General features: G+C 35.2%; 17 protein-coding genes and 1 tRNA gene. 10 read left to right on the top strand and 8 right to left on the bottom strand.

The window, feature by feature from the left end; translation table 11 throughout:
- Positions 1-74: 74 nt before the first annotated feature.
- Positions 75-1,559, top strand: a complete 1,485-nt coding sequence (locus BW932_RS06280; protein ID WP_159436421.1) for a SusD/RagB family nutrient-binding outer membrane lipoprotein — start codon at positions 75-77, stop codon at positions 1,557-1,559.
- Between the two features lie 120 nt (positions 1,560-1,679).
- Here the strand turns inward: BW932_RS06280 and BW932_RS06275 are convergent, their stop codons facing one another.
- A complete protein-coding gene (locus BW932_RS06275) occupies positions 1,680-2,291 on the bottom strand; it encodes a ribonuclease HII (RefSeq protein ID WP_076386508.1) in 612 nt (203 codons plus the stop codon).
- A 134-nt stretch (positions 2,292-2,425) separates the two neighbouring features.
- Between BW932_RS06275 and BW932_RS06270 the strand changes: the two genes are divergently transcribed.
- The 5 genes from BW932_RS06270 to arfB all read left to right on the top strand — a co-directional run bounded on the left by BW932_RS06270 (position 2,426) and on the right by arfB (position 10,479).
- A complete protein-coding gene (locus BW932_RS06270; protein ID WP_076386506.1) occupies positions 2,426-5,494 on the top strand; it encodes a SusC/RagA family TonB-linked outer membrane protein in 3,069 nt (1,022 codons plus the stop codon).
- A gap of 11 nt (positions 5,495-5,505) precedes the next feature.
- Positions 5,506-6,987, top strand: a complete 1,482-nt coding sequence (locus BW932_RS06265) for a SusD/RagB family nutrient-binding outer membrane lipoprotein (RefSeq protein WP_076386504.1) — start codon at positions 5,506-5,508, stop codon at positions 6,985-6,987.
- Between the two features lie 80 nt (positions 6,988-7,067).
- Positions 7,068-8,846 (top strand): arginine--tRNA ligase, encoded by a 1,779-nt coding sequence (gene argS / locus BW932_RS06260; RefSeq protein WP_076386502.1) that lies wholly within the window; start codon positions 7,068-7,070, stop codon positions 8,844-8,846.
- Positions 8,846-9,883: an AMP-binding protein gene (locus BW932_RS06255; protein WP_076386500.1), complete on the top strand. Its 1,038-nt coding sequence runs from the start codon at positions 8,846-8,848 to the stop codon at positions 9,881-9,883. Before argS ends, BW932_RS06255 begins: the two co-directional genes overlap by 1 nt.
- Before the next feature lie 200 nt (positions 9,884-10,083).
- Positions 10,084-10,479, top strand: coding sequence for an alternative ribosome rescue aminoacyl-tRNA hydrolase ArfB (arfB, locus tag BW932_RS06250; protein ID WP_076386498.1), 396 nt, complete (start codon positions 10,084-10,086; stop codon positions 10,477-10,479).
- 288 nt (positions 10,480-10,767) lie between these two features.
- On the opposite strand, the gene BW932_RS06245 is transcribed toward arfB, so the two are convergent.
- Together BW932_RS06245 and BW932_RS06240 are read right to left on the bottom strand one after the other, a co-directional pair.
- Entirely contained in the window at positions 10,768-14,028 is a 3,261-nt protein-coding gene (locus BW932_RS06245; RefSeq protein ID WP_076386496.1) for a hypothetical protein, read from the bottom strand.
- Between the two features lie 162 nt (positions 14,029-14,190).
- On the bottom strand, positions 14,191-14,907 hold the full coding sequence (locus tag BW932_RS06240; RefSeq protein WP_076386494.1) for a hypothetical protein: 717 nt from the start codon (positions 14,905-14,907) through the stop codon (positions 14,191-14,193).
- A 389-nt stretch (positions 14,908-15,296) separates the two neighbouring features.
- On the opposite strand from BW932_RS06240, the gene BW932_RS06235 reads away from it, so the two are divergent.
- On the top strand, positions 15,297-16,271 hold the full coding sequence (locus BW932_RS06235) for a deoxyhypusine synthase family protein (protein WP_076386492.1): 975 nt from the start codon (positions 15,297-15,299) through the stop codon (positions 16,269-16,271).
- Between the two features lie 647 nt (positions 16,272-16,918).
- A complete protein-coding gene (locus tag BW932_RS06225) occupies positions 16,919-17,215 on the top strand; it encodes an MGMT family protein (protein ID WP_076386489.1) in 297 nt (98 codons plus the stop codon).
- Between the two features lie 341 nt (positions 17,216-17,556).
- Here the strand turns inward: BW932_RS06225 and htpG are convergent, their stop codons facing one another.
- Positions 17,557-19,452, bottom strand: coding sequence for a molecular chaperone HtpG (gene htpG / locus BW932_RS06220; RefSeq protein WP_076386487.1), 1,896 nt, complete (start codon positions 19,450-19,452; stop codon positions 17,557-17,559).
- Between the two features lie 341 nt (positions 19,453-19,793).
- The gene (gene recA, locus BW932_RS06215; protein ID WP_076386485.1) at positions 19,794-20,804 is read right to left on the bottom strand and encodes a recombinase RecA; all 1,011 of its coding nucleotides are present in this window, start codon (positions 20,802-20,804) and stop codon (positions 19,794-19,796) included.
- A gap of 148 nt (positions 20,805-20,952) precedes the next feature.
- On the opposite strand from recA, the gene BW932_RS06210 reads away from it, so the two are divergent.
- Positions 20,953-21,023: transfer RNA gene (locus BW932_RS06210), tRNA-Gln, on the top strand.
- A 432-nt stretch (positions 21,024-21,455) separates the two neighbouring features.
- Here BW932_RS06210 and istB read toward each other — a convergent pair.
- From istB to BW932_RS06195, 3 genes are all read right to left on the bottom strand, one after another.
- Positions 21,456-22,199, bottom strand: coding sequence for an IS21-like element helper ATPase IstB (gene istB / locus BW932_RS06205; protein WP_076386483.1), 744 nt, complete (start codon positions 22,197-22,199; stop codon positions 21,456-21,458).
- Between the two features lie 69 nt (positions 22,200-22,268).
- Positions 22,269-23,822, bottom strand: coding sequence for an IS21 family transposase (istA, locus tag BW932_RS06200; RefSeq protein ID WP_076386481.1), 1,554 nt, complete (start codon positions 23,820-23,822; stop codon positions 22,269-22,271).
- Between the two features lie 227 nt (positions 23,823-24,049).
- Positions 24,050-25,297, bottom strand: a complete 1,248-nt coding sequence (locus tag BW932_RS06195; protein ID WP_076386479.1) for a Kelch repeat-containing protein — start codon at positions 25,295-25,297, stop codon at positions 24,050-24,052.
- A 437-nt stretch (positions 25,298-25,734) separates the two neighbouring features.
- Here BW932_RS06195 and BW932_RS06190 point away from each other — a divergent pair, with 437 nt between their 5' ends.
- Entirely contained in the window at positions 25,735-26,127 is a 393-nt protein-coding gene (locus BW932_RS06190; protein ID WP_143745512.1) for a hypothetical protein, read from the top strand.
- Positions 26,128-26,166: the final 39 nt, after the last annotated feature.

Here is a 26,166-nt window from a genome sequence, read left to right as displayed (position 1 = left end):
TTTTTAACACTGATTGTATTTGGTTCGGCAATATCTTGTAATGATTATCTAGATATTAATTCAGACCCTATAATATAAGTATCAATAATGTTAATCCAAATGAACTTCTCCCAGTAGGTATTACTGCTAATTATAGAGTTCAGGCACGAGATGTAAATCAGTTTGCCAATGTGATAATGAACATGACTGCAGGTAATTCCATCGTTTATGGTGGACCTTTTACCGACTATTATGTACCCAATATCAACAATACATTTTTTAATGGAATTTGGGATGGTTTGTACAGAGCTACCGCAAATCTCGATAAAATTGTAACCTACAATGACCCTACGAATAAATATGTAAAACAAAAAGCAATTGCCAAGATTGTAAAAGCAAATTACATTCAAATCTTAACGGATTTTTATGGAGACATGCCCCATTCGGAAGCCTTTAAAGGACAAAACAATTTGGCACCAAAATATGATAAAGGCGAAGACATTTATAAAGCTTCCTACGCAGAACTAGAAAATGCGAAAGCATTGATCGATTCAGGTGCAAGAGACGAAGTAGGCGCTGTAGACATTGTTTTTGGTGGAGATAGGGCTAAATGGAAAGCTTTTGCAAATACGCTACAACTAAGATATTTGCTAAGAATGAGCAATGTTACCGGAGATATGGCTACTTTCAGAGACCAAAAATTAGCCTTATTGAGTGGTGCAACTTTCATCGATGAAGACGTCCTAGAAAATCCTGGTTATTCTTCAAACAATGATGCTCAGCAAAATCCTTACACCAACTATTATTTGTATACCGGTTCAGGATCTAGAGGTTCTGCTTACGCAATTAACGTAGCATCCGAAAATGCTGCAATTATTTTAAACGGTAATCCTGATGGCGATACCAGAGGTGCTTACCAAAAATTTAACAATATTGTGGATTTGAGAAGACCAAGAATGTTTACTTTGATCGGTGGGAAAGTTTCGGGGATCAGACAAGGAAATACTCCAGGACAACCGGGAGTTCCTAGTGCCGCAAGTAGATTTACCTTTGGAATCAATATTGGGAAAGGTACTCCAACTTCAACTGAAGAATACATTGATTTAGCCTCCGCAAAATCTGGCTGTATCATGACAAGAGCAGAATCGAAATTTTTGCAAGCTGAAGCAGCATTAAGATATCCATCCTTATTTTCCAGTGCGTTATCTAATTTTAATGAGGGTATTGCGGCATCATTTGACACGTACGGATCAGCTCCAAACCTTGCAGACCAATACATTGCTACAATTGCAGCAGTTCCTGGTTTAGGATTTGCAGGTTCTACCACCAATAAGATTGATGCAATCATGACTCAAAAATGGATCGCTTTAGCAGGTAGAAATCCTGAACAATCATTTTTCGACTATTCCAGAACCGGATTTCCGGTAACCTTGTCAGCGACAACAGCATCAAAACCAAAGCCTAACCGACTAATGTATCCGTTGTCTGAAATTATTGCGAATTCAGGAAATGTTCCTAAAATCGGTACAGAAGATGTGTTTTCAAAAAATCAATACACGCCATTCTGGAACAGAAATTAATTTAATTTTTCTTCAATCTTAAAAACCACTCTTCTGAGTGGTTTTTTTATGCTTAAAACGGAGAAATATTTTAATGAAAGCAAATCACTGCCGACGAATGAACTTTAGCTTTAAGATCTATCAAGCTTCTTCATCTAAAAAATTAGGTATAGAATAATCAAGCCTAAAAGAACGCCTGTGATGAATGGTTGGTCCAACCGTATTCAGAGCCTCGCGATGCTTTTTGGTTGCATATCCCATATTTTTGTTCCACCCATATTCCGGGAAATCTTCATGCAAATCAATCATCAGTTGATCTCTGTAATTTTTTGCCAAAATAGAAGCACAAGCAATAGAAAGCACTTTTGAATCTCCTTTAATGATGCATTCATGAGGAATCGAGTGATATGGATGAAACTTATTTCCATCCACCAGAATCAATTCTGGGCGAACAGTCAATTTATCAATGGCAGCGTGCATTGCATAAATACTTGCATTCAAAATATTGTGCTCATCAATAAAAGACGGGGATTTTTCAGCAATAGCAAATTCTTTAACATTAGTCCTAATATACTGATCCAAATCCATGCGAGTCTTAAATGTTAATTTTTTGGAATCATTAACCAAATTTTGCTTAAAATTCTCGTCGAGAATCACAGCTGCCGCGACTACTGGACCACACAAACATCCTCTGCCAACTTCGTCGCAACCTACCTCTATGTAGCGCTTGGACCAACTTTTAATTAATGTCATTTCGGTAAACTTATGAAGAGCACGTTAATTTTTCTGCTTCAAAATTATAAATTATTTAAGAATTATTTAACAAAAAGTTTGGTTATATAAAGAAAGTTTTGCACTTTTGTGACATTGAAAAAATTTAATTTGATATGAAGAAACTAACAACAACTGTTTTAGCAGTAGTTTTGACCTCATCATTTGCTTTGGTAAATGCACAAAAGAGAGACACTGCTAGAACACAGGATATCGAAGGCGTAGTAGTAACTGCCCTTGGTATTAAAAGAGAGAAAAAATCTCTGGGTTACGCAACTCAAGAGGTAAAAGGGGAAGACATTAATAAAAACCCTACCACTAACTTTTTGAATAACTTATCGGGGCAGGTATCTGGTTTGGACATTAGACAAAGTACCAACTTTGGAGGTTCAATCAATATTACTTCCCGGGGATTTAAATCTTTAACAGGAAATAACCAAATGTTATTCGTAGTTGATGGGATTCCTATTGTTAACACTAATGTTAATGGAGGAAATCAGCTAAGCGGTGGATATGGTTATGACTATGGAAATGCCGCATCTGACATTGATCCAAATAATATTGAAAATATTAACATTTTGAAAGGTGCCGCGGCTGCAGCGCTATACGGATCAAGAGGACAAAATGGTGTGATTCTTATTACCACTAAAAAAGGTAAAAAAAATAAGAAAGGTTTAGGAATTGAGTTTTCAAGTTCAGTTACCGTTAGTTCAATTGACAAATCTACATTTGCAGAATATCAAAGTGAATACGGTCAAGGTTACAATGGTGAAAATAGTTTTAACGGTTACGGTCAAGTTAACGGCGGGTTATCGGCGCCTTTTGGTGATGACGCATCGTACGGACCCCGATATGACCCCAATCTATTGGTATATCAATGGAGCTCCGCTATTCCTGAATCGTCTAATTATAAAAAGGCAACACCTTGGGTAAAAGCGAAAAATGGTCCCCTTGCATTTTTTAATACTGCATTTAATTATACAAATAGTATTTCATTGAGTGGAGGAAACGAGAACGGCACATTTAGACTGAACTATACTAATAATGACGCAACCGATATTTTACCAAATAGTTCATTGATTAAAAATAGTTTCAGTGGTAATGCATCCTATAAGTTAACTGATAAAGTAACGGCTAATTTTTCCGCAAACTACACTACCCAAAAAACTGTTGGTAGAAACGGTACGGGTTACAATGGTAATATTGTTTCTAATTTTAGACAATGGTGGCCTACCAATGTAGATCTTTTAGAATTAAGAGACATTTATAATCAAACGCAGAAAAATTATACATGGAATTTGCGCAGCGCTACGAACACAGCTCCCGCATTTTGGAATAATCCATATTTTGAAAGATACAGAAATTATCAAAACGATAATAGAGACCATTTCAGCGGAATTGCAAGTGTAAATTATGAAGCGACCAAAGATTTAAACTTTCTTGTTAGAGCTGGATTTGATAACTATGTGTTAACCACAGAAGAGCGGGTTGCAAACGGATCTTACCCGGCACGAATAGGATTGGCAACAACGGCTAATCAATCATCAGGTTATGCTGTAAGTAACTATAAAGTTGGAGAAAATAATTTAGACCTTATCGCAACATATAAAAAAGACATTAGTGATAAATTTAATGTTACTGCTTTGCTTGGTACAAACTTAAATTATCAAACTCTTTATCAAATTTCCCAATCCACTTCAGGAGGCTTAAAAATCCCTAACCTATTTACCATATCCAATTCTGTTGCAGCTCCCGCATTACCGATAATGTTTGATACTTCTAAGCAAACAGTGGGAATATTCGGACAAGCATCTTTGGGTTATGATGATACATTTTTTATAGATGGAACAATACGACGAGATCAATCAACAGCGTTACGAGATGATCGAAACAGTTACTATTATCCGTCTGTTTCCGCCAGTGTTGTATTCTCCAATTTACTAAAGCAGGATTGGTTAAGTTTTGGTAAAATCCGCGCGGCTTATTCCAGGGTTGGCTCTGACACAGGACCAAATAACCTTCTAAATCAGTATAATGCAGGGGTACCTTTCGGAGCAAATACAACTTACTCCTACAATACAGGGGCGAAAAATGATGAAATCACTCCTCAATTTCTAAAAAGCACAGAATTTGGCCTTGAGACAATGTTTTTTAAAAGAAGACTTGGGCTTGATGCAACCTGGTTTAGAAATGATGCGTATAACCAAATTTTACCTTTGCCTGTTTCAAGTACTTCAGGAGTTTTAACTAAGCTTAGTAATGCCGGAAACCTAAGAACAGAAGGTTTTGAGTTAACAGCAACCCTAGTACCAATTAAAACCGGTAATTTTTCTTGGACAATGAACGCAAACTGGTCTAATCCAATTTCTAAAATTACTGAGATAAGTGAAAAGACAAATAATATTCTTCTTGCGTCATTACAGGGGAATGTAAGTATTAACGCACCACTTGGCGAAAAATATGGTCAGATTTGGGGATCTGATTATGTTTACGCACCGGACGGTCAAAAAATAATTGATGAGACTACGGGGGCTTATAAGGTTTCTACAACTTTCACGAATAATTTAGGAAGCTATCAAGCGGACTGGTTTGGAGGTTTAAAGAACACTTTTACCTACAAGGATCTTAGCCTTAGTTTCTTAATTGACGTCAAACAAGGTGGGAAAATATTTTCGCTTGATCAGTTTTACGGATCCGGAACAGGACTATATCCTGATTCAGTAGGTTTAAATGATTTAGGTAATCCAATACGAAACGCGGTGTATAATACCCCCGGAGACCCCACTTCAGGAACAGTTTCAACACCTCTTGGGGGTGTAATTTTACCAGGGGTTATTCAAGGTCCAGGTGGAACGTATATTGCAAATAATGTAAGATTAGACAAATCCAATTCTAGCCAAATTCTGAGCACTGATCTTCCTACTTCAGCATTCATCTACGATGCGAGTTATGTCAAATTAAGAGAAGCATCCATTACATACAACCTTCCAAAAGATTTATTAGGTTTAGATTTTATTCAGGGAATGTCTGTAAGCGTAATTGGTAGCAATCTTTGGATTATTCATAAAAATTTACCATTTGCTGATCCAGAAGCTGGTTTGTCTTCAGGAAACGTTCAAGGTTATCAAACGGGGCCTATGCCTACAACAAGAAACATTTCTTTTAATGTTAAAGTAAATTTCTAAATTTCAAAAAAATGAAAAAAATATTTTTACCGATCCTAGCCGGTCTGCTAGTGATAGGGTGCACAAGGGACAATATTAATACTGACAGCAATTCAGCATACACTACAATTCCTTCAACATTAATTCCCTTTGCACAGAAACAATTGAGCGATTACATTAATACTCCAAATGTAAATCGAAATAATTCAAGATTATTAATGCAGTATTGGACTGAAACAATCTACACTCAAGAAAGTAATTACGATTATGCGTCGAGAAGCGTTTCCGATCAAATTTATTCAAATAATTATGTGTCGGTTCTAAACAATCTTGTAAAAGCAAAAGGATTAATTAATCAATACGATCCAACTCTTGCTGAGGCTGCCAACTGGCCGAAAATTAAAGCAAATCAGCTTGCGATTATTGACATAATGATGGTTTATACTTTTCAAAATTTAGTTGATACTTTTGGAAACATCCCATATTCTGAGGCACTTAAACTTGATGAAACGTTAACTCCGAAATATGATGATGCAGCAACGATTTATGCAGACCTTATATCACGTTTAGATACTGATGTAAACACATTAACAGTTATTCCCGGTCTAAGTGCTACAACGTCTTCAGGTTCTGGTGCATCAGGTTTTGGTGCAGCAGACTTATACTATTTGGGAAATGTTACCAAATGGAAAAAATTCGGAGCGTCGGTAATGTTAAAAGCCGGAATAGCCTTAGCTGATAGTAACCCAACTTTGGCTCAAACTACAGTTAATAAAGCTATCGGGTATGGTGTTATAACTGCTGCTGCAGATAACTGTCAACTGGTTTATTTAGCTTCACCAAATTATAATCCTTTATATACGGAATTGGTCGCAAGTGGACGGACAGATTTTGTTGCAGGTAGTCCATTTATGGATTTCTTGAAAGCAAATAATGATACCAGAATCACTAAATTCTACCAGCCAAATGCTGATGGTGTGTACTTATCATCACCAATCGGTGCACCCGCTTCACAGACACCTGGAGGATTAGATGCGCTATCATTGCCTGGAACTTTCGCAATGACTACTACGACTCCAGGTGTATTGTTAAATGTTACAGAAGTTAACTTTTATTTAGCTGAAGCCGCGGCAAGATGGAATATTGGAACAGCTGCCACTTATTACAATGCAGCCATTACGTCCTCGTTTACCGAATGGGGATTACCAGGTGATGCAGCTGCATATATCGCTGCGCATCCATATAATCCTGCCAATTGGAAAAAATCGATTGGTGAGCAGGCTTGGGTTGCGATGTATAATCAACCACTTACTTCATGGAATTTTTATAGAAGATTGGATTACCCAGTTTTAACTCCAGCGATTTACGCCGTTCCCGCTTCAGATGGTAAAGTGCCGGTAAGAATGGTATATTCCAATAGAGAAATATCTACCAATAGTGCAAATGTTGCCGCAGCAGCAGCAGCAATAGGAGGAGATAAAATGTCAACCAAACTATTCTGGGATAAATTCTAAGAATAATTCAAAGAATTAATCTAAACCACTCTTCGGAGTGGTTTTTTTATTTCCGTATATTTGTCATTCAAAACAATACAATGAATATTAAGGATATCATCGAAAGTAAAGTTTCGGAAATCATTCAGTCTCTCTATCAGATCAATGATGTAAATCAAACCAATAATATACACCTTGAAGTACAGCAAAACAAAACCGGTTTCGAAGGTGATTTTACCATCGTGACTTTTCCTTTGGTTAAAATCCTGAAAAAAAGCCCGGATTTAATTGCAGTTGAATTGGGAGATGCACTTTCAACACAGTCCGACTTTGTCGAAAGCTATAAAGTCGTGAAGGGATTTCTTAATCTGACCATCAAAGATAACTTCTTCCTAGAAAATTTTTATTCCGTACAAGAAAATTTTGAATTAATAGAACCAAAAAATGAAACGGTAATGGTGGAATATTCCTCCCCAAACACCAACAAACCTCTTCATTTAGGCCATATCAGAAATAATTTACTCGGGTTTTCTGTTGCTCAAATATTAAAGGAAGACGGTTTCGATGTTATCAAAACCCAAATTATCAACGACCGTGGAATTCACATCTGCAAATCAATGCTTGCATGGCAGAAATCAGGAAAAAACGAAACACCGGAATCCACCAATTTAAAAGGAGATAAACTCGTAGGAAACTATTACGTAGCCTTCGATAAAGAATATAAAAAAGAAATTGCAGAACTTGTTGCACAAGGTTCGGAAGAAGAAACTGCAAAAAAACAAGCACCCATTATTTTAGAAGCTCAGAAAATACTCCTCGATTGGGAAAAAGGCGATGAAACAGTAAGAAATCTTTGGGCAGAAATGAACACTTGGGTTTATACCGGATTTGCAGAAACGTACAAACGATTAGGTGTAGATTTCGATCAGGTTCAGTATGAAAGCAACACTTATCTTCTTGGAAAAGACTTAATTCAGCAGGGTTTAATCGGTGGGATTCTGTACAGAAAAGAAGACGGATCCGTATGGTGCGATTTAACCGAAGAAGGTTTAGACCAAAAATTACTGCTCCGCGGAGACGGAACTTCAGTTTATATGACGCAGGATTTGGGAACAGCAGTACAGAGATTTCAAGAAAATAAGATCCAGAAGTTAATTTACACCGTTGGAAATGAACAAGATTATCACTTCGAAGTTTTAATCAAAATTCTCCGAAAATTAGGGTATTCTTGGGCAGAAAATCTCTACCATCTTTCTTATGGCATGGTTGAGCTTCCAGAGGGTAAAATGAAATCACGAGAAGGAACTGTAGTCGATGCCGATGATCTCATGCAGGAAATGTACGAAACCGCAAAAGACAAAGCGCAGGAACTTGGTAAACTTGAAACCCTCTCCGAAGAAGATAAAGAAAAATCATACGAAACAGTTGGGATTGGAGCATTAAAATATTTTATGCTCAAAGTAGATCCACGCAAAAAAATGCTTTTCAACCCTGCAGAAAGTATTGATTTTTCTGGCAATACAGGACCATTTATTCAATACACGTACGCCAGAATCCAGTCTCTTTTAAATAAAGCCACCAATACCGCCGAAAAAGTTTCAGCATACGAAATCAACGCGTCGGAAAAAGAATTGGTGATGAACCTTTCTAATTTCAAAGCAGTTATTTCACGAGCTGCAGAAACACTTTCACCGGCTTTGATCGCGAATTATATTTACGAAGTAGTGAAATCTTACAACTCTTTTTACCAAAATAATCCTATTTTGAATCAAGAGGATGAAAACGCGAAAAATTTCCGATTAGAACTTTCTGAACTTACGGGTAAAACGATTAAAAAAGGCTTACTCTTATTAGGAATTGGAACCGTTGACAGAATGTAATGAATATTGATTTTTCTAAAGACCTCTCTATTAAATCACTTTTTCCTCAAACTGAATTTGAAGAAAAAGTGATTTCTTTTTTAAAGGAATGGTATTCGGACTCTAAAACAGTTTCCGTACAGACTTCCGGCTCTACAGGAACGCCAAAAATTTTCGAAATCGAAAAAGATAGAATGTTGCATTCCGCAAAAATGACGTGCGATATTTTACGACTTCAAAAAGGCGATTCTGCCCTACTCTGTCTTCCTATCGAATACATTTCCGGAAAAATGATGGTGGTAAGAGCAATCGAAAGAAGTTTAAAATTAGTAATAAAAACACCTACTTCCACTCCACTTTCCGGCCTCAATGAAGAGATTGATTTCTGCGCCATGTCGCCACTTCAGGTTGAAAATTCTTTAGACCAAATTCATTTCATAAAAAACATCATTATTGGCGGAGCTGCAGTTTCCGAAAACTTAAAGAAAAAAATCACTCAAACACTCAAACATTCAATCACTCAAACACTGGTCTACGAAACCTACGGAATGTCGGAAACACTTTCTCACATTGCCTTAAAGGAGATTTTTCCTGTTTCGGAAGCTTATTTCAAAGTTTTAGGAGACGTAGAAATCTCCTTAGACGAAAGAAAATGCCTTCAGATTTTTGCGCCCAAACTCAATCCAGAACGCCTTCAAACAAATGATCTCGTCGAATTGAAAAACGAAAGAGAATTTCGGTTTTTAGGCAGAATAGATCACGTAATAAATTCTGCAGGTTTAAAAATTTATCCCGAAGAATTAGAATCTTTGGTCAAAAAAGAAATCTCAAATGAGTTGATCTTTTTAGGGATCAAAGATGAAAGATTCGGACAAAAATTGATTTTAGTAATTGAAGGTGCAAAAACCGAAATGCTAGAAAATAAACTTTCAACGATCATTTATCCTTCCAAAAATCATCATCCCAAAGAAATACTTTTCCTCGAAAAATTTCCAAGAATTCCAAATGGAAAAATCGACCGTCGGAAATTAAACGAAACCGTTGATCATAAGAACTAACAAATAGTGAACACTCTATTTAAAAGGTTGAGCCAACTGATAGCAAGTCTTTGATCTTTCATCTCTTTTGACAACGCCGAACTTACGTTTCTTTTCTCTACAAAGCATTGAAAATCGTTTAAACACATTCTTCTTGCTCTTTCCTTTGCGCTTGACTTCATTATCATTATTCTTTTATCTTTGTTCTTTACGCTTCCACTATGAAAGATTTCACCAAAGAACTGACGTACAAAACTTCCCGCTCTTCCGGCGCAGGCGGACAAAACGTGAATAAGGTGGAAACTTCGGTCACCGTGATGTGGAACGTGGCAGAAAGCGAATGTTTTTCGATTGAAGGGAAAGAAATGATTTCCGCCAAACTAAAGAACCGCATCAATGCCGAAGGAATTCTGCAATTAACCGTTTCTGAAAGCAGAACGCAACTGCAAAATAAGAAGATCGCGACAGACAAAATTTTAGAAATTGTAAAAAAATCGCTGTTCATTCCAAAAGCCAGAAAAGCGACAAAACCCTCCCGATCAAAAGTCGAAAAACGCATCAAAGCCAAAAAAGAACTCTCGCAAAAGAAAGAAAACCGAAAGTTTAGAGGGGAATAAATTAAACTTAGCCGAAATTGAAAATGGGGTGTCGAAAATTCCAAAATGATATATTTCCAAAATACCCAACAGGGAAATGTAACCACCAATTGGACAATCCGCAGGAAAACTAGAAAATTTAGGCTTTGTATAACTTACAGTTTTGGTAGTGAAAAAAGAAAATAGTGAAGGCAGTGGATTTTGGTGATGAGTTGGGGAGGTTGTGATTGCTAAAAGTAAAAAAATAGCCAAACTGGATTTTCAGTTTGGCTATTTTTAAAAGTCTGCAGTTTTTGTAACTTCAAAATTCTACTTTTTAATTTTGACCCCTTTTTTTTCTTGAAGAACTTCAAGTATTGGAGCATTTTTAATATTGTCTGGAATTATGGGATTATCTTCTGCTGTAATTACAACTTTCTCAAAATCATGTATTCCAATCTCCCATGCATTAATAATTTTTAATTCTGTTTTGAGAATTCCTAATTCTAAATATGGAATGATATTAAAGTTTTTATCAATAGCCGCTGGGGCAAATATATATTTTTTAAATCTTTCATAACCATAGACGATATTGTTGAGATTTGTATTATTAGTGGGTTCCATTCTATGGAATCGTGATAACAAAGAGACTACGTTGCCTTCGCTCAATAATTTTTTATCCACGTTTTTACTAATAAAAATTTTGTACCAATTGGGATTGTTTTTATCTATTCCTTTTATAATTGTGATTGAAATAATTTCATTTACATCTTCAGTTCCAAATTTTCCAATCCATTCTTTAAATATTTCTTGACCATATTTACCATTTTCAAATGATATCAATAAGCCGAATGGGATGTTCTCTGAAGCGAAGCATCCAAAAGCCTTCCACTTAGCTTTGTCCCAAAATTCATTATTTATTATTGTTTCAGCTTTAATTTTTTTGTGAGAACTAATTTTAAAGTTTGGCTCTTCTTCTTGAACTTCTTTGGTAGGTAACTTTTGTAATTGCTTTTCTACTAAAATTGGAGATTCTGTTCTTAAAAGATTAAATTCTGAAACTTTGTTATTTATCCAATCTTTCAAAAAGAATTTTGGACTCTTAGTTAAAATATTAGTTAGGAAATTATGATGTTGTAAGATTAAAGATAATCGTTCATGAACTTCGTCTTTTTCAAATAAGTTATTTAAAAATTGTTGGGTATCTTTCAGAAGGTAGTTTCCTCCAATAAAAAGAGGAAGTAGTTCATCTACAAGATCTTTAAAATTATTTCCATTAAATATGATTGAATCTTGTATATGTATCTTAAAATTATTTTTATTGACAATTTCCACTTTGAAATTATTCACTTGCTCGTCATAATCAATAGATATATTTATATTTTCAGACATTGGAAAAGCCTCTTCGAATGAAGTTGCAAGGAATGATTCAAAATATGCAAGTATATTTTCTGCTAATATTAATAATTGTGAATTTTGTGAAAATGTAATTTTTACTTGCGTTCCAAGAATTTGACTTTCAAGTGATACATTTTCACTATTTAAAAAATTCGTTTTATAAGCAATTTGTTGTACAAAAGGTTGATTAGCAAATTTATTAAAGTAATTCGGTAAATTTTCTTTTGTTAATGAAGTTTCCGTTTCATCTATGTTTATCAAATCAACATTTCCTAATAAATACAACGAAGCATCTTCACAAAACCAAAATTCATTCATTTTAAAGATATCGGGTAAAAATTTCAAATTATGAAAATCTTTAAAATTCATGTTTAACAATCTAATCGATAAAAATGCATCTGACATATTTTCAGGTGGAAATTTGGAAAGATTATTATTTTCAACTTCTTCAACTTCAATATCTGCTTCTTGGAAGTATCTCTTTAAAACAATATACAGTTCATTCCAACATAACAATACAGGAATTCTTCCTATTATAACTTCATTACTAAGAATTTTTTCAACCCCTTTTAAAAATTTGCGATTCAAATTTCCAGTTGTATACCAATTATTTGCAAAAATGTTAGTAGCAGAAACTAAAGCATTATAAGAGGCCCAATAAAGGTCTAGCTTTGAATAAGCATCGCTTAAAAGCAATAAACAATAATAAAACTCCATTTGAGTTTCATCTTTAGCAAGCTTTCTTGATGCTTTACCAAAATATATAACGCTTTCTTTATTAAGATTATTCTCTAATTTAGTAACGCCTCTATTTAAATACGTTTGACCCGATGTCAATTCAGATATTCTCGTTGCTTCTATTTCTGCAATTACATCAATTAAATTATCGTATTCCTTGTTGTCAGGAAGAATTTTGTCAAAAACATCAACGATATCTTTTAATTGTTCAAAAGCTATATCCAAATGGTTTTTACTTAATTCAAAGTAATTTCTGAGTTTTATTAATTCGTCAGATGCAGATATTCCGCTTTCTATATTTATTCTAATGTAAATGAATGACAAATGAAATTTTGCAAGCAGAGCAGTTGATGGTTTATCTATATTTTCAGCGCATTCATTTAAAAATGTTATAAAATCTTCATCTTCTGTATCAGTATTGATTTCAAGTATTTTTTTCGCTTCTTCAACACATGATATAGTTTTAAGAATGTTATATAGGTTCATATAAAATTCCAAATTATTTAGATTAGGCTCAATTCGGACTAACTCTTTTACAATTAAGAATTCATCATGGAACAACTTATAGTCGTCGTACCAATTAATTAAAGTCCAAGCAAATTGATAATGAACTCTAATTTTTAATTGAATATTATTAAGTTTATTTGCAAAATTTAAAGCACGTTGAAACCTCCCAGTAACTTCTGCTCGTGGAAGTTCTAGCATCCGTGAAATTATAGCACTTTCAAGGCAGTCTTCAATTAATTGAAAATCAATTTCAAAAAATCGATTTGTAGAATTGATTTGATTCTCTAATTCCTCAAGTTCCTTAAATCTTTCTGTATCTCTGGAACCAATATTTTTTTCTTGTAAATAAGTTCTTGATAGATTTAATGATTCTATTACATCATTTAAAAGCTTATTACTATAAACTTTTTCAAGTATCCATTCAGCATCTAAAATAGTTAATTCAATATTATTGTCAATCTTCGTTTGGTCTTGAATTTCTTTTTTATTCTTGCTAGATATTTTTTGATTGGAAAAAAAGAATATTTTGGTGTACCCTCTATTTGTCTCAATAATATTTTTGATATCAGATTTTACTTTTGGTTTCCAGTCTTTTTTTGCACTTATTGCGAAGGCCCAATTTTCATTTTTATTCCATTTATTGTCAGCAACAAACCATCTATCCGAAATAAAGTTTGAAACTGGATAAGTTTCTGAATCTGTTTTTCCATCACCACCTCCAGTTGGTCCTACTTGAGGAATCAAATTTGGAGATATTAACTTTTCCGCCAGTCTTGTACATAGAGTTTCAAAATTATCATGTTTTTGATTAGTAGAGATTTTACTTAGTTCAAAATCTAACTGTTCTCTAGGCAAAATGACTTTTGCGATAATTTTTGAATCAGAAAAGTATTCAGGCCTTATATGTCTGTAAAATTGCGAAGGGGTCGGAAGCTTTCTTTCACTCATTTTGATAATTTTGTTAAGTTGGAATAACGCATAACGTTTCGCAGCTTTTTCGATCTTTTTAACTATAATCTTTGTTCGTAGTAAAAATTTAATTCAATGCTAAAATTTTCTATGAAAAAATTCCGAACCGCTAAAATTAATATCTTTTTAGTAGTGGTTTTTTTATATCCAAGTGTCATTTACACCAGATATACATATTTTAAAACTTAAGTTGTTCTTTTCTCTTAAAAATTCAATTATTTCAAGCAAACCGCTTTTTTCAGCAAATGGTGAAATGTAAACTTCCTCTATTAATTCATCTAAATCAACTTTAATATTTTTCGATGTAGCTGTGTTGTCATTTTCTATTTGCGCAATGCATCTTACTTCGGATTCAAATTCATAATAATTATTTTTCGTCAGAAATGTGTAGAAAGTATTTCCTGTTCTATAAGTAGGTTTGTTATCATCGTAATATCTTACTTCTCCTATGTATATATTCTCTTCGGCGTCTTTTACTGAGTTTTTTAACCTATCCAAATTCGTTTTGATTGCAATTCCTAATTTTTCTTTCGCGTACATTTTCCAAAATGCAAAAGATTCCGTTGAGTTAGCATTCCAAGATAAAATCAAAGTCTTTTTCCTTAATCTGTTTTCTATAAATTCTTTATAATTTTGGGCAAATTTGTTTTTTCGTCCAAGTAGTTCATCTTCTTTGAGCATCAAATCAAAAATTTTCTGCGGAATTTTTCCTTCGTGTTGATCTCCCATCATTTCTACATTTGGGAAATACAATTCTGAACTGTTTAGTAACTTTAAAAACTTCCAAAAATCCATATATCTCCATAATGGTAAGTCTTTAGCTCTTTCAATAATAAATTCGGGGTGTTCGATATACATATTTTTTCTTTAAAATTACGGCTAGTTTTTGAGAGGTGTTAAAAACCATCATATACACAAATATAAGGCAAGATAAGCATGACATTGACACCAATTAACCAAAAATAGCGAAATAGATTTAATAAAAATTACGGAAAACCGTAAAGAGAGCAACTTCCTCCCCCTCCAAAAGAAAAACCACCCGAAATTATAGCCCCGATTGAAGGGAAAATCCTTTTTCTTTTTTTTCTAAAAAAAAAGAAAAAGATTGGAATGAAAGCGGGACCGGTTTTCGAACAAAAGCCAAACCTTCTTGCTCCTAAAAAACCACCCCGTCAAAATTCTGCGAATTTTGCCACCCCTCCATAAGAGGGGAATAAAAATTCTTATCTTTGCTGAAATCAAAAATTATGAGCAAACCGATCACGGAATTTATAGAAAAATATTACCTGCATTTTAACTCTGCAGCTTTAGTGGACGCCTCAAAAGGGTATGTTGCGCACCTGAAAGATGGCGGAAAAATGATGATTACTTTGGCTGGAGCAATGTCTACGGCAGAAATCGGAAAGATTTTGGCAGAAATGATTCGTCAGGATAAAGTGGATATTATTTCCTGCACCGGTGCGAATTTGGAGGAAGATTTGATGAATTTGGTAGCGCATTCGCATTACGAAAGAGTGCCACATTACCGCGATTTAACGGCGCAAGACGAGTGGGCTTTGCTAGAAAGAGGCTTGAATCGTGTGACCGATACATGTATTCCGGAAGAGGAAGCGTTCAGACGATTGCAAAAACATATCGTGGAAATCTGGAAAGATGCAGAAGCGAAAGGCGAACGTTATTTTCCGCACGAATATATGTACAAAATGCTTTTATCAGGCGTTTTGGAGCAGTATTATGAAATCCCGAGAGAGAATTCCTGGATGTTGGCTGCAGCAGAAAAAAACCTGCCGATTGTGGTTCCAGGTTGGGAAGATTCTACCATGGGGAATATTTTCAGCAGTTACTGTATCAAAGGCGAATTGCAAGCTTCTACCGTGAAATCTGGGATTGAATACATGATGTTTTTGGCAGATTGGTATCCTAAAAATTCGGGTGGAAAAGGCGTAGGATTCTTCCAGGTTGGTGGTGGAATCGCGGGAGATTTCCCAATTTGTGTGGTTCCGATGTTGTATCAGGATATGGAAATGACAGATATTCCATTTTGGTCATATTTCTGTCAGATCTCAGATTCTACGACATCTTACGGATCATATTCCGGCGCAGTTCCGAATGAGAAAATCACGTGGGGAAAACTAGACATCACTACACCGAAGTTTATCGTTGAAAGTGACGCGACCATTTGTGCGCCGTTGATGTTCTCTTATATTTTGGAGAATTCTTAAAGAAAATAAAGTCTTAAATACCATTCAATCGCCTCATTTTTTGGGGCGATTTTTTTTGGATCAAGTCGGTTTCGTTTCTGCCACTTTCGGTCCCGCTCTCCGCTCTATCTTCCCGTTTCGGGAAGGATGCCGCTGCAATCGCGACTAATCCCAATAACTATCGGGAGAGTTGACGCTTTTTCAAAAGTTAAAATCCAAAAAAGTTTTTACAACCCATGTTCTTGCATTGTAAAACATATTTCTCCCTTATAAAATCTATTTCTTGCTTTGTAAAACCTGATTCTTGCAATGTAAAACCTAATTCTTGTGATGTAAAACAATATTCTTGCGTATGTAAACAATATTCTTCCGTATGTAAACTATATTCTTGCCTCTGTAAACTATATTCTTGCCTCTGTAAAGTATATTCTTGCGTCTGTAAACTATATTCTTCCGTATGTAAACTATATTCTTGCCTTTGTAAACTATATTCTTCCGTATGTAAACTATATTCTTGCGTATGTAAACTATATTCTTGCCTTTGTAAACAATATTCTCGCGTATGTAAATAATATTCTTGCGTATGTAAACTATATTCTTGCCTTTGCAAACAATATTCTTATCTTGGAAAACTATATTCTCCCATCCCAAAACAACACAAAAACAAGATGAATCCACTATTTCAACAACAAGTCTGGGAAATCACCAAATTAATACCGAAAGGTCGCATCTCCTCTTACGGCGCGATTGCAAAAGCTATAGGTTTTCCCAATCATTCCCGCCACGTGGGAAAAGCCATGGGCGGTTGTCCGAAAAATGTTCCTGCACACCGCGTGATCTCCAGTTCAGGAACATTGTCGGTTCCGGAATTTCAGCAAAGACTGGAAGCCGAAGGAATTGAAGTAGAAAATTTCCGAATCAAAAATTTCAAAACGCTTTTCTGGAATCCTTTAGAGGAATTGTAAGATTACAAAGCACAAACTCGCAAACAAACCAGAGTATAGCGCTTTATGCGCAGCACTTTGAAACAAAAAAAAACGGGAACACAAGACGGAAAAATCTCCCAAAAAATAATTGATCGACCTTCGACATGGTCAAATTTCTGTCAAAAAAAAATCGACAAAACTACTATTCTGCCGATTTATTCATTTAAAAAAAACCTTGTCAAGATCAACTCTCAACAAGGTTTTACTATTTCCAATAAAGCATACAACACTAAAGCCTATCCTCTTTACTCTTTGTTTTTTTCTCTTTATTCTTTACTCTTTGTTCTTTTCTCTTTACTCTTTGTTCTTTTCTCTATATCCTATTTACTCAACTGCTGATAACTTCTCTGAATAAATTCCGTCAAGTCTTTTCCTTTCAACAAATTCTGAGATAATTTCGCTAAATCCAACGCGTATTTAATTTTAGACTTTTTCTCCTCTGCATTTTCATTTTTAAGGATTTCCGCAGCCAACTCACTGTTAGAATTTACCACCAAATTATACATTTCCGGGAAACCGCTCATTCCGAACATTCCGCCACCGCCACCGGTTGCCTGCATGTCTTTCATTCTGCGCATAAATTCCGGTTGTGTGATCATAAATGGCGCTTCAGAACTTTCCAAATCTTCCACCTGAACGCTGAATTTCTTGTCGTTTACCGCTTCTTCGATAGTTGTCTTCAACGATACTTTTTCCTCTTCATTTAATTTAGAGATTGGTGTATCGTCTTTTTTAATCAAATTATTCACGTGATCTGCATCAACTCTTGCAAAAGAAATTTTCTCTTTTGAAGTTTCCAGTTTTTGAATAAGATGCGGAACAATCGGTGAATCTAAAAGTAAAACTTCATAGCCTTTGTCTTTCGCAGACTGAATGTAACTGTGCTGTTCATCGGCATTTGTTGCGTACAAAATCACAAAGTTTCCGTCTTTGTCGGTTTGCATTGGTTTTACTTTTTCTTCCAGTTCAGACCACAAGTAATATTTGCCATCGGTTGTTGGGTACAATGCAAATTTGTCTGATTTATCAAAGAATTTATCTTCAGAGATCATTCCGTATTCGATCACGATTTTAATGTCGTTCCATTTTTTCTCGTAATCATCGCGGTTTTCATTGAATAAAGAAACCATTTTGTCGGCCACTTTTTTCGTGATGTAAGAAGAAATTTTCTTCACCGCACCGTCTGCTTGAAGATAAGATCTAGAAACATTCAACGGAATATCCGGAGAATCGATCACTCCACGCAACAACATTAAGAAATCTGGCACAATTCCTTTCACCTCATCGGTTACATACACCTGATTTTGGTAAAGTTGAATTTTATCTTTTTCAATGTTTAATCCGTTCGTCAATTTCGGGAAATAAAGAATTCCAGTTAAATTAAATGGATAATCCACATTCAAATGAATATTAAACAAAGGCTCCTCAAACTGCATCGGATACAATTCGTGGTAGAATTCCTTATAATCTGCGTCAGAAAGTTCACTCGGCGTTTTCGTCCATGCCGGAGCTGGATTATTGATGATGTTATCAACTTCAGTAGTTTCCGCAACCGCATCTTCTGCAGCATCTTCTGCTAAAGGTAAAGTTTCGGTTTTTGTTCCAAATTTAATCGGAACAGGCATGAATTTGTTGTATTTCGTCAATAATTCACGAATTTTAGATTCCTCTAAAAACTCCGTAGAATCTTCTGCAATATGAAGCACGATTTCGGTTCCACGATCGGTTTTATCAGTCGTTTCTTCTAAAGTAAATTCCGGACTACCATCGCAAATCCATCGAACTGCGGGTTCATCTTTGTACGATTTGGTAATAATTTCTACTTTTTCAGCCACCATAAAAGCGGAGTAAAACCCAAGACCAAAATGACCAATTATTCCAGAATCTTTGGCAGAATCTTTATATTTTTCTAGAAATTCTTCCGCCCCAGAAAAGGCAACTTGGTTGATGTATTTTTCAACTTCTTCGCCCGTCATTCCGATTCCCTGATCGATGATGGTTAAGGTTTTCGCTTCCTTATCAATTTTAACTTCAATTTTCGGTTGTCCGTAATCGGTTTTAATTTCGCCAATGCTCGTCAAATGTTTCAGCTTCAAAGTCGCATCTGTCGCATTAGAAATCAGTTCACGTAAAAATATCTCGTGATCGCTGTATAAAAACTTCTTGATTAACGGAAAAATATTTTCCACCGATACATTAATATTTCCTTTTGTCATGTTAATTGATTTTTAAATTATGCAGTTGAGTTCTCAAATAAAACACCAATCTGCGCAAAGTGACAGATTGTCAATTTTTTTTTTGGGCAATTCCCTCGCCGCAGCTTTCCCATTTCTCGGGTCGGGCTATACACTGCAACTCCTCAAGCCATTTCTTTCCCAACGCTTTTTCCGGGGTTTCCGTTTCTATCCCTATTGCAGAGTGGAAATTAAAATAAAAGTAAGATTTTTAAAGAAAAAAAGACAGCATTTTATGCTGTCTTTAATTCGATCAATACCTGAGAATAAATCGCTAATTTAAAATCTCATCCTTATTATCTACTCATTTTCTATCGTGCAGATTAGGCATCTTTTTTATTCTTAATCTCTTCCCGGATTTTAGCTTCCAATTCATCTGCAAGTTCAGGATTGTCTTTCAACATATCTCTTACTGCATCACGACCTTGACCTAGCTTTGTATCAGCATAACTGAACCAAGAACCGCTTTTCTTCACAATTCCCATATCAACTGCCGCATCCAGAATTTCGCCTGTTTTAGAAACACCCTCTCCGTACATAATATCAAATTCAGCAATTTTAAACGGTGGTGCAACTTTGTTTTTTACAATCTTTACTTTAACACGGCTTCCTACCGCTTCATCACCTGTTTTAATCGGCGCGCTTGCTTTTCTGATATCAATTCTTACTGAAGCATAAAACTTCAACGCATTTCCACCCGTTGTCGTTTCTGGGTTTCCGAACATTACGCCAATTTTTTCTCTTAACTGGTTAATGAAAATTACCGTACATTTTGTTTTAGAAATAGTTCCTGTTAGTTTTCTTAATGCTTGCGACATTAGTCGTGCATGAAGCCCCATTTTAGAGTCTCCCATTTCGCCTTCAATCTCAGCTTTTGGTGTCAAAGCTGCAACCGAATCGATTACAACAATATCTACCGCACCGGAACGGATCAAATTATCGGCAATTTCTAAAGCTTGTTCTCCATTATCTGGCTGTGAAATAATGAGATCATCCAGATTAATCCCCAACTTTGATGCATAATGACGGTCGAATGCGTGCTCTGCATCAATAAACGCAGCGATTCCGCCCGTTTTCTGTGCCTCTGCAATCGCATGTAAAGTTAAAGTAGTTTTACCAGAAGATTCAGGTCCATAAATTTCTATGACTCTTCCTCTTGGGTACCCACCAACTCCTAATGCTAAATCTAATCCTAAAGATCCAGAAGGGATCACCTCAATAGAAGTATCTGCAGATGCATCTCCTAAAGTCATTACAGTTCCTTTACCGTAGGTTTTATCTAGTTTTTCAAGCACCAAAGCCAATGCTTTTTTCTTATCTTCAATACTGCTCATTTGTAAATATTTATTTGTTCAAAAATACAGAATTTATATGAGAAGAGAAACATGATAAAATCAATAAAATACATTTTAGGATAAATTTTTGAAAAATAATTGTTCAGTACAAAATTTTTTTTTAGATTTGCACCACCAAAATAAAGACAGACCCATGGTGTAACGGTAGCACTCCGGTTTTTGGTACCGTCAGTTGGGGTTCGAATCCCTGTGGGTCTACAAACAACTACTGTAAATCAGTAATTTAACATTATCGGGGACTAAAGTTCCCGATTTTTCTTTTTGCTAGAATTTAATAATCCATTTCTCTATAGTATTTCAAACTTTTGATCTCGGTAGATTTAATTTTACATTATTTAGATATATTATCAAATTAAATCTCCACCCAGCGCTTAAAGAGTTACTTTGAAAAAATAAAACATAATACATTTTCGATTTTCAACTTTTTAATCTAAATTTTCACATAATATACACATTGATATAAATTAATTCTTTATCTATTTCTATTCTGACTGAAATACTGCAAAGTTCGGTGTAATTGACCACCTAGATTCGGTTTAAAGTGACCATGTAAATTCGGTTTAAATTGACCACCTCTTTTTTGTGGCAAAAACGACTGTTTTTCATGTGCTAATTTGTATTCAAATATCATTAATTTTCGGCTTTATTTATTCCTCTTTTTTTGCGCATTGATTCACCCTTCAGTTCAAGGCGGTGAGATTGGTGGATCAACCGGTCTAAAATAGCATCGGCAATGGTTTTTTCGCCGATGATTTCATAACAACCCGCAACCGGGATTTGCGAAGTTACAATGATGGAACCGTTATTATGACGGTCTTCAATGAGTTCTAAAAGAGTTATTCTGTTTTGACTGTCTAATGTCTGGAGGCCAAAATCATCCAATATAATCACCTCCTGGCGTTGTATTTTGGCAAGTTCCCGGAGATAAGAGCCATCTGCTTTTGCCATTTTTAATTTACCAAACAATTTATTGGTGTTAAAATAACTGACCTTAAAACCTTCTATACACGCCTGATAACCAAGTGCAGTGCCTAAATAGCTTTTGCCTACGCCCGTACTTCCGGTGATCAGTATGTTTTCATTCTTTTCTACAAATTCGCATCCCGCTAAGCGCAGCACCAGATTGCGGTCCAAGTTTCGGGATTCATCGAAGTTAATATTTTCGATATTTGATTTGTAATGGAATCGTGCGTTCTTGATGCTTCTTTCGATGCGCCTGTTGTGCCGTTCATCCCATTCTGCATCGATCAGCATCGAGATAAACTCATCGAGCGTGTAATGATCTGTTTTGCCACTTTCAATAGCGGTTTTAAACGCATGATACATGCCGCAAAGCTTCATTTGCTTCATTTTGGTCACGGTAGGTTCGTTCATGATTTTTAAAATTTAATTTGGTTTAATGATGGTTTAATTGAAAATGATAATTTTGCTAATTACTAATTGCTAATTGTAATACTGTTTTCCACGGATATTCCCATGGATTGGAAGTTGTTGTTCCAACTCTGATTTTTGCTCAAAATCAATTTGGTCTAAATTGTTTTCTAAAATTTTCTGGATGGTTTTAAAGCTGTAAATTTTAAAGTCAAGCGCACGTTTGCAGGCATTGACCAATCGCTCCCTGCCTACCTTTTTTTCGAAGTTTAATATTCCCATACAACTTTTATAAGCTTGTTCAGGATGATTCCGGCTCTCAATAATTTGGATGATATATTCACCAACGACGGGATCAATTTCAGTTGCCCAATCGATAAACCGCGAAGGACTCCAATCGGACACAAACTGATGCGTACTGGCTAAATGTTCAGCATTGGTGGTGTATCCATAAGGTTTGTAATTGCGCATATGAATGGCAATTCTGTTGTATTTGTGGAAGATTTCTACAGCGGATGACGTATATAAAAGTTTGATTTTTTTCTTCAGATACTGATACGGAACGCTGTAATAATTTTTGTCCTGACTCAAAAGAACGTGACCATTCTGCATCACCGTTGCATGCGACTGGTATTTGAGCTCAAAACGCGCTTCGGGAAGTGGACGCAGTTTTTCTTTTTCGTCTTCTAAAAACAATTCTTTGCGGGAGTAAGGACGTGCGGTGAGTTTGCGATCGTTGTGCGTCTTTAACAGATCCCAAATTTGATGGTTTAATTCTGCTAATGAATAGAATGAGTTTTCTTTTAAACGGGCATAAATCCTGCGGTACAAGATCTTCACAGCGCCTTCTACCAAAGATTTATCTCTCTGCTTATAAGCTCTGGCAGGTAAAATGGTGGTTCCATAATGATCGGCAAGATCGGCGAAGGTTTCATTAATGGTGGGTTCAAAACGGCTGCTTTTGATGACCGCAGATTTTAAATTATCAGGAACAATTGCCGCAGGAACGCCCTGAAAAAAATGCATCGCATCTTCTACCGAACGTACAAAATCTTCCTTTTGCTGGCTCATTGAGGATTCTGCATACGTATACTGGCTCGCTCCCAGGATGGCCACAAAAAACTGTACGCTTTTAATTTCGCCACTCTTTTTATCAGTAATAGATAGGGTTTTGCCAGCATAATCCACATACATTTTATCACCAGCTTTGTGATTCATGTGCATCACAGGATTCACCCGCTTTGCCCATATCTTGTAGTGATGCCGGAATTGGGTGATCTGAAAACCATCGGGATGCAAAGCGATATATTGTTCCCAAGTGCTATAAATAGTGACTCCTACCTTTTTTAATTCCCGTTCCATCACCGGAAAATAATCGTACAAAGTCTGTAATTTGGGACTCACCGATTCCTCAGTAGTATGAGAAAACAAAAGTTCAAGTTCTGCGTCTGTCTTTTCGTTAATGATCTCAAAACTTAATCCAAGGACTTCAAATAATGAAATATACTTCCTTAAGGTGTTTCTGGAAAGCGATAAGTAATTGCTGATGAATAACTTACTTTTTCCGTTGCTATAAAATTTAAGGACTTTTCTAATTTTACTCATGTCGGTTGTTTTATTGGCCATAATCCGTATTTTTTATACGAATTTATGACGCTAACAACATGAAAAAATCAATCGTTTTTACCTGAAAAAATCAACCCAAATCCAGGTGGTCAATTTGCTCCGAATCTTGGTGATCACTTTCCTCCGAATCAGGTGGTCAATTTACTCCGAATTGGGTGGTCAATTTGACCGTTTTTTCCACCTTTTATTACTTTTTAACTAGAAACAATGATATTTTACTGTTTTAACTAAAATATTTTTATTTTACTTGCATGATTAACTCCATTTTGTGACACTGTTACAAAGTAAGTTCCCGCGGGAAGGTTTAAATGAGATAATGATAAAATCTCATTTCTAGTTTTTGTATTATTTAAGGTTTGATATATCATCTTGCCTGTTGCATCAAAAATTTTAATACTAACAATTCCTTTCTCTTTTGTACAAAAACGTATTTTGGGATTCATACCACTTTCAGTCGCCATATTTTTAATGTGACATTGATCAAAACTATTATTTGAAGTTGCTAATCTTTCTTGTGAATAAATTTCAGTTAGATTTAAATATTCTTCATTAAAACCCCCTGTACAAAAAAGTTTCCAAACTCCATCTATAAAAATTGACGTTGCGTTACCCGTATTCCATGGTGTAGGTTTTGAGGGTAATTCTGTCCATGTATTTAACTGAGGATCATAAAAATAATTTTCACTGCTTACTGTATTGAATGTATTATCTGTAGTACCACCAATCAAAATTAAACCATCCTTCCACGGTTTCATTTCAAAAAAAGTTCGTGTTTCTCCGGGGAAAGGCGCTCCAGAACTCCAGTTAATTAGTGCTCGGTTATTTTGATCAATCTCTCCAATCCACACATTATTCCAAAAAGTTGGTGAAAAGGTTCCATTAGATCCACCTACGTAAATAAGTTTATTTCCAACCACTGAAAGTGCTCCGTAAGCTAATGCCGTTCCCGGAGAAGGAACACTAGTTGCAGCTCTCCATTTATTTGTATTAACATTGTACACAAAAGATTTTTCGCCACTATAACTTCCTACCGTATAAATTAAGCTATCCTGGTATGGTACAGCGTCACCGTCAGTATAAGGATTTGGAGTATCTGCAACTTGGCTCCATAAATTCGTTGGAATGCTGTATTTATAAACCTTTTTTGTCACTGTTCCAGGAGTAGTAACCATACCACCGATAATATAAATGTTATCTCCTAATTTTGCACTAGATGATCCTAAAATCGGAGTCGGGAGGTTTGCTAATGCGTCCCAAGTTCCAGCAGAAAAATTATACCTATAACTCTTATTAGATATTAATTCCTGATCATCTCTCCCACCAAAAACATAGGCATAACCATTTCCATTTTCTATATGACTTTCCGTATTTCCAGCACGAATTTTTTGAGGAATGTCGGAGCCTGTTGTCCATTGTGCAGAAATAAAAACAACGCAGCAAAACTGCAGCACTAATAAATAAAGTAATCGTCTCATTTTTTTTTCTTAAAAATACAACGACAATTGCCATCAGAAGCACTTCACCTGCAAACTGACGATTTAAGTCTATAAACTACCAATCTTCCAATAGGATCAGAATCATTTTTACACATTTTAATACAACTGTTGTTAATAGCTCCAAAAGTGTTGTTTGTACGTGATATTTTTTTGTACAGTATGAAACTAATATTTTTGAAACGTTGAAATAATACAGATTTTTTTGGTGATAAATATTTTTTTTGGGAATACACAAATCTTACTTAGGTAGAAAGGACAGTTGTTCTGATTGAACTATTTTAAAACTTAAGAACCAATTGACTATATCAGAAATTAATTTTAAATCTATTTCAATCATTATAAACCCAAATTTTTAGATAATAAAAGGCTTTCGTATTAATTCTTGTAAGATAACTGTATAATTTAAAATTTTTTCTATGTCAAAATTTTTGTTTATTTCTTCACTCTTTAGCTTCGGTCTCTTAATGGCAGAAAATCAATTACCGACTACATACCCCTTAAAACCACATATTAACAATTCCATCGTGAAGAATTGTAATTATCTTGGGGTTAAAGAAAAACCTTTTGACACTAGTACAAAGTTTATCTATGCCGAATTAATATACCAAAGAATTTATGCAGAGAGTAAATTTTTTGTAAATGGAAAAAATGTAAGTGAGTCATCTAAAAAATCTGTAGCTCAGGCTAAATATAGTGATGAAGCATTAGATATTTTAGGAGCTGATGGCTGGGAACTTACGGCAGCGTATAAGAGAGAAATAAACTCCGGATCGGAGTATTTTTTTTACCTGAAAAAAAAGATAGAGTAAAATGGATAAATATGCTTCTGCAGAAGAATTTTTAACTTT

This window comes from Kaistella chaponensis, assembly GCF_900156725.1.
Lineage (GTDB): Bacteria > Bacteroidota > Bacteroidia > Flavobacteriales > Weeksellaceae > Kaistella > Kaistella chaponensis.
Note: the sequence above shows the minus strand (reverse complement) of the source record. Positions and strands in the feature narration are given on the sequence as shown.

Coding starts and splice junctions, on each gene's coding strand:
- BW932_RS06225 (WP_076386489.1), top strand. CDS start 16,919: ATGAATCCACTATTTCAACAACAAGTCTGGGAAATCACCAAATTAATA.
- BW932_RS06195 (WP_076386479.1), bottom strand. CDS start 25,297: ATGAGACGATTACTTTATTTATTAGTGCTGCAGTTTTGCTGCGTTGTT.
- BW932_RS06245 (WP_076386496.1), bottom strand. CDS start 14,028: ATGAGTGAAAGAAAGCTTCCGACCCCTTCGCAATTTTACAGACATATA.
- BW932_RS06240 (WP_076386494.1), bottom strand. CDS start 14,907: ATGTATATCGAACACCCCGAATTTATTATTGAAAGAGCTAAAGACTTA.
- BW932_RS06270 (WP_076386506.1), top strand. CDS start 2,426: ATGAAGAAACTAACAACAACTGTTTTAGCAGTAGTTTTGACCTCATCA.
- arfB (WP_076386498.1), top strand. CDS start 10,084: ATGAAAGATTTCACCAAAGAACTGACGTACAAAACTTCCCGCTCTTCC.
- istA (WP_076386481.1), bottom strand. CDS start 23,822: ATGGCCAATAAAACAACCGACATGAGTAAAATTAGAAAAGTCCTTAAA.
- BW932_RS06190 (WP_143745512.1), top strand. CDS start 25,735: ATGTCAAAATTTTTGTTTATTTCTTCACTCTTTAGCTTCGGTCTCTTA.
- htpG (WP_076386487.1), bottom strand. CDS start 19,452: ATGACAAAAGGAAATATTAATGTATCGGTGGAAAATATTTTTCCGTTA.
- istB (WP_076386483.1), bottom strand. CDS start 22,199: ATGAACGAACCTACCGTGACCAAAATGAAGCAAATGAAGCTTTGCGGC.
- BW932_RS06255 (WP_076386500.1), top strand. CDS start 8,846: ATGAATATTGATTTTTCTAAAGACCTCTCTATTAAATCACTTTTTCCT.
- BW932_RS06275 (WP_076386508.1), bottom strand. CDS start 2,291: ATGACATTAATTAAAAGTTGGTCCAAGCGCTACATAGAGGTAGGTTGC.
- BW932_RS06265 (WP_076386504.1), top strand. CDS start 5,506: ATGAAAAAAATATTTTTACCGATCCTAGCCGGTCTGCTAGTGATAGGG.
- recA (WP_076386485.1), bottom strand. CDS start 20,804: ATGAGCAGTATTGAAGATAAGAAAAAAGCATTGGCTTTGGTGCTTGAA.
- BW932_RS06235 (WP_076386492.1), top strand. CDS start 15,297: ATGAGCAAACCGATCACGGAATTTATAGAAAAATATTACCTGCATTTT.
- argS (WP_076386502.1), top strand. CDS start 7,068: ATGAATATTAAGGATATCATCGAAAGTAAAGTTTCGGAAATCATTCAG.